The 4,332-nt window shown below is 66.0% G+C and carries 6 protein-coding genes; 4 read left to right on the top strand and 2 right to left on the bottom strand.

The window, feature by feature from the left end; all coding sequences use genetic code 11:
- The first annotated feature begins 42 nt into the window (after positions 1-42).
- Positions 43-1,113: a glycosyltransferase gene (locus ACESY8_RS15925; protein ID WP_434307848.1), complete on the top strand. Its 1,071-nt coding sequence runs from the start codon at positions 43-45 to the stop codon at positions 1,111-1,113.
- Here the strand turns inward: ACESY8_RS15925 and ACESY8_RS15920 are convergent.
- Positions 1,110-2,171: an FUSC family protein gene (locus ACESY8_RS15920; protein ID WP_434307849.1), complete on the bottom strand. Its 1,062-nt coding sequence runs from the start codon at positions 2,169-2,171 to the stop codon at positions 1,110-1,112. The genes ACESY8_RS15925 and ACESY8_RS15920 overlap by 4 nt on opposite strands.
- Entirely contained in the window at positions 2,153-2,596 is a 444-nt protein-coding gene (locus ACESY8_RS15915; RefSeq protein ID WP_157838637.1) for a MarR family winged helix-turn-helix transcriptional regulator, read from the bottom strand. Before ACESY8_RS15915 ends, ACESY8_RS15920 begins: the two co-directional genes overlap by 19 nt.
- 202 nt (positions 2,597-2,798) lie before the next feature.
- Between ACESY8_RS15915 and ACESY8_RS15910 the strand changes: the two genes are divergently transcribed.
- The 3 genes from ACESY8_RS15910 to ACESY8_RS15900 are packed head-to-tail and all read left to right on the top strand — an operon-like array spanning position 2,799 to position 4,129.
- Positions 2,799-3,161, top strand: coding sequence for a BMC domain-containing protein (locus ACESY8_RS15910; protein WP_009257311.1), 363 nt, complete (start codon positions 2,799-2,801; stop codon positions 3,159-3,161).
- Between the two features lie 11 nt (positions 3,162-3,172).
- Entirely contained in the window at positions 3,173-3,604 is a 432-nt protein-coding gene (locus ACESY8_RS15905; protein ID WP_007490091.1) for a BMC domain-containing protein, read from the top strand.
- Positions 3,605-3,613: 9 nt separating this feature from the next.
- Positions 3,614-4,129 carry a EutP/PduV family microcompartment system protein gene (locus ACESY8_RS15900; protein WP_007490092.1) on the top strand — a complete coding sequence of 172 codons (516 nt, stop codon included), beginning with the start codon at positions 3,614-3,616 and terminating at the stop codon, positions 4,127-4,129.
- The last annotated feature ends 203 nt before the right edge of the window (positions 4,130-4,332 follow it).

Genomic DNA, 4,332 nt, shown 5'->3' with positions numbered 1-4,332 from the left:
CTGCTGCGCCGCCCGCGGCGTTCCTATAAGGGGGATTGCTTTGTGAAGATTGTGGTTTATGCCATCTGCAAAAACGAGGCCGGATATGCAGAGCGCTGGATGGCCTCCATGGCGGAGGCAGACGGGGTGTATGTGCTGGACACCGGCTCCACCGACGGGACCGCGGAGCGCCTGCGTGCCCTGGGGGCGGTGGTTGTGGAAGAGAGGGTGGAGCCCTGGCGGTTTGACACGGCCCGCAACCGCTCTTTGGAGCTGGTACCGGAGGACGCGGACATCTGTGTGTGTACCGATCTGGATGAGGTGTTTCACCCGGGCTGGCGGGCGGCGCTGGAGGCGGCCTGGACGGACGGGACCACCCAGGCGGTCTACCGCTATACCTGGAACTTCAACGCCGACGGCTCCGAGGGCACCGTGTTCTGGATTGAGAAGATCCACGCCCGCCGGGGATACCGCTGGACCCACCCGGTTCACGAGGTGTTGGAGCGGCAGGAGGGCTGGGGACCGGGGCGGAAGTGCACGGCGGAGGGGGTGCAGTTGGACCACCACGCCGACCCCGCCAAATCCCGGGGGCAGTACCTGCCCCTGCTGGAGCTATCGGTGGCGGAGGCCCCGGAGGACGACCGCAACACCCATTACCTGGGCCGGGAGTACCTGTTCTACGGCCGGTGGGACGACTGTATCCGCACGCTGGAGCGCCACCTGTCCCTGCCCACCGCCGTCTGGGCGGATGAGCGGTGCGCCTCCATGCGGTTTCTCGCCCGGGCGTGGCGGCAGAAGGGCCGGTCGGAGCAGGCCCGGCGGTGGCTGTGGCGGGCCATCGGGGAGGCCCCTCACCTGCGGGAGCCCTACCTGGAGCTGGCGCGCCTGCTCTATGAGGAGGCGGAGTGGGACGGGGTGGTGTACCTGTGCCGTCAGGCCCTGGCAATTACCGACCGCCCTCAGACCTATATCTGCGAGGCGGAGGCGTGGGGGAGCCTGCCCTGGGATCTGCTCTCTCTGGGGCTGTACCACACCGGGCGGCGGGCCGAGGCCCTGGAGGCCGCCCGGCAGGCCCTGGCCCTGTCTCCGGAGGATGGGCGCATCCGGGACAACGTGGCATTCCTGGCGGGCTAGCTCTCCCGGGCCGCCGTCCGGCGGCGGGACAGCGCGTCCAGAAGCCAGGGCCATACCAGTGCAAAGAAAAGACCAAACAGACTGCCCAGCACGTTGTTGCACACCCGGATGGCGGCCGCGGGGCCGGGACCGAAGAGGGCGCTGGCGGTGAGCAGGGCGCCCAGACAGTTGAACACGGTGCAGAAGCCGTAGCTGGCGCACAGGCCCAGGCAGAGCCCCGACAGGATGCCCAGGCCGCCGTGGAGGGCGGGCGGGCAGAGCTGATAGAGCAGGCAGAACAGCAGGGAGCCGCCCAGCACGCCGCCCACCCGGCCTGCCGCCCGCCGGACGGGGTGGGACCCGTAGGCGGTGAGAATGGAGCTGCACGAGAAGCCCACCCACATGATGCGGGGCAGGCCCAGCAGCTCCCCAGTGAGCACCGCCAGGCTGATGCCCACGGCCACCCGGAGCTGCCAGCGGCACTTTTCATCGGCGAGGGAAAAGGCGCGGAGTACCGCCCGGAAGGGGCGCTCCGGTGTCCTGCCCCGGTGGTTATGGTAGAGCACCGCGGCGCACAGGGCGAAGCCCAGCAGCATCTCCAGCCCCCGCAGGGCGAGCGAGCGCCCGCTGACCGGATTTCCATACAGGAAAAGATAGCTGAACAGGTAGAGGGAGGCGTTGCCCAGCTCGGGCTGGTCGGCGGTGATGAGCAGCAGCACTCCGATACAGAACAGGTTGAGAAGCAGGTGGAGCAGGGGGCCGCCCAGAGGGGCCAGGGCGGGCCCGAGCGTGAGCAGGGCGAAGGCGGCCGCCATGTTCCGCAGGGTGTCGGCCATGCGGTAGTTGTAATGGACAAAGCGGCAGCTGAGTAGCAGACAGAAAATGACCACCGCCGCGGGGCTGTTGGCCCCACCGAACAGGGCGGTGAGGGCGGAGATAAACACCACCGCAAACCCCACACAGGCGGCGTCCCGGGCCAGCAGGGCCAGGAGAAGCCGCCTGCGCTCGGCCCCGGCGGCCTGGCGGAGCAGGCCCTTGAGCTGGGGCACCCCCAACTGCATCAGTCCATAGAAGGACACGGCTCCCCACCCCCTTTCACGGCCGCGGCGTCCAGGCGGCGGTTGGCCTGGGTGATCTCCTCCATCAGCCGGGTGAACTCCGCCTCCCCCAGCCCCTCCCGCATCCGGTAGAGGGGGGAGAGATACGCCCTGCACCCGTCCTGAAGGGCCTGCCGTCCCGCCTGGGTGAGAGACAGGGTATAGCTGCGCCGGTCGGTGGGGGAGGGGGCGGCCGCCACCAGCGCCCGCGCCCGCAGGCCCCGGATGAGGCGGCTGACGTTCACCTGTTGTAAGCCCATGCTCCGGCTCAGGCCCAGGGGGGTCACCGGCTCCTCCGCCATCCACAGGCGGGCAAGCAGCTCCAGCTCCGACCCGGTCAGGGGCAGGCGCTGGTGGACGGCAGCCCGCCGGGCCAACTGCCGCAGCTGCTGCATATACTCTGACATTTGAACCCAATCCGGTTTCACAAAATCGTCCTCCATATACTTATCTATAATATATATTATTGATAAGTATATTACTCCGCCAGGCGCATCCTGTCAAGAGCGCCCTGCGCATTGACATTCCCGCGGAGAAAATAGTATAATAAAAAATACGTACCGGGGCATGGCCCCGTTGGGAGAGAAGGATACAGGGGGCGGAGCGCATATGAGCGATACCAATGATAAAATTCGGATTGTGCAGGAGACGGTGGCGGGCAAGGAGATCACCTTTGCCCACGTCATCGGCGGGCCGGCCCCCATCATCTATCAGAAGCTGGGGCTGAACCCGGCCATCGACTACGGCGCCGCCGCCATCGGCATCATGAACATGACCCCGCCGGAGTCGGCGGTGATCGCCGCCGACATCGCGGTGAAGAGCGGCGACGTATACCTGGGCTTTGCCGACCGCTTTACCGGCACGGTCATCATCACGGGCGAGCTGGCGGACGTCACCTCTGCCCTGACGGAGATTGTAAACTACTTCCGCGACGAGCTGGGGTATGTGGTGTGCAGGATCACCAAGCGGTAAGAGGCGTGGCGATGGGGAAGCGTATGACACGGGAGGAGTTCCTGGAGGCGGTATTCTCCCGGCGGTATGAGGAACTCAAGGGCAGGGAGCTGCGTACGGTCCGGGTCCGGGTGGTGGGCAAGGAGCTCTCTCTGGCCCAGCTCATCGGCGTGACAGACCGGCGGGTCTATGAAAACCTGGGGCTGCACATCGGCACCCATCTGGGGGAGGATCACACCGGCCAGTCCATCGGCCTGCTGCACCTGACCCCGTGGGAGGCCACGGTGGTGGCCGCCGACGTGGCCATGAAGAGCGGAAATGTAGAGCTGGGTTTCCTGGACCGGTTCAGCGGCGCGGTGATCCTTTTGGGCAGCCGGGCGGAGGTCAAGAGCGCCCTGGAGCATGTGGTGGAATTTTTTCGGACGGAGCTGGGCTTCACCGTCTGTGAACTTACGGAGCGGTGACAAAGAGAGATGAAGAAGTTATTTCTGATGGGCCGGAGCGAGGCGGGCAAGACCTCCCTGACCCAGATTTTATCGGGCGAGGAGCTGCACTACCACAAGACCCAGTACACCAACACGGGGACGGACATCATTGACTCGCCGGGGGAGTATTCGGAGACCAAGCGGTGCGGGCTGGGGCTGGCCTGCTTCTCCTTTGAGGCGGACGTGCTGGCCCTGCTGATGGCGGCTGACGAGCCCTTCAGCGTTTTTGAAGCCAACTGCCAGTGCTTCACCAACCGGCCGCTCATCGGCATCATCACGAAGATTGACTCCCCCTACGCCAACGTGCCCATGGTGCGCAACTGGATGGTCAACTCCGGCTGTGAGCGGATCTTCGAGGTGAGCAACCTTACCAGGGAGGGCATTCAGGAGCTGCTGGACTATTTGCAGGAGGACCCTGTCAGGCTGACGCTGGAGCAGGCCAAGGCGCGGCAGCGCCTCGGCCTGACGGAGTGGGAGGACGCCTCCCGCTTCGGGCTGGCCTGACCGCCCCGGAGCGGAGACTGCCCCGCAGGGCGGTTCGGAGCGCCGCCGCCGCTTTGCGCCGGCGCTTGGCGCGGGGATGAACCATCAGGGTTCCCTTTCATGCCGGATCAAACGACTTTTAAAAACGGTTTTTAAGATTTAAACAGTCTTCCAGCCTGTCGAAAAGAGGGCTTCGGCAGGCTGAGGGGGGGGGGGGGGGGGGG

The organism is Clostridium sp. ATCC BAA-442 (assembly GCF_964239415.1).
GTDB classification, from domain to species: Bacteria; Bacillota; Clostridia; order Oscillospirales; family Oscillospiraceae; genus Flavonifractor; species Flavonifractor plautii.
This window is presented reverse-complemented; position numbering and strand designations above follow the sequence as displayed.

Coding starts and splice junctions, on each gene's coding strand:
- ACESY8_RS15900 (WP_007490092.1), top strand. CDS start 3,614: ATGAAGAAGTTATTTCTGATGGGCCGGAGCGAGGCGGGCAAGACCTCC.
- ACESY8_RS15915 (WP_157838637.1), bottom strand. CDS start 2,596: ATGTCAGAGTATATGCAGCAGCTGCGGCAGTTGGCCCGGCGGGCTGCC.
- ACESY8_RS15910 (WP_009257311.1), top strand. CDS start 2,799: ATGAGCGATACCAATGATAAAATTCGGATTGTGCAGGAGACGGTGGCG.
- ACESY8_RS15905 (WP_007490091.1), top strand. CDS start 3,173: ATGGGGAAGCGTATGACACGGGAGGAGTTCCTGGAGGCGGTATTCTCC.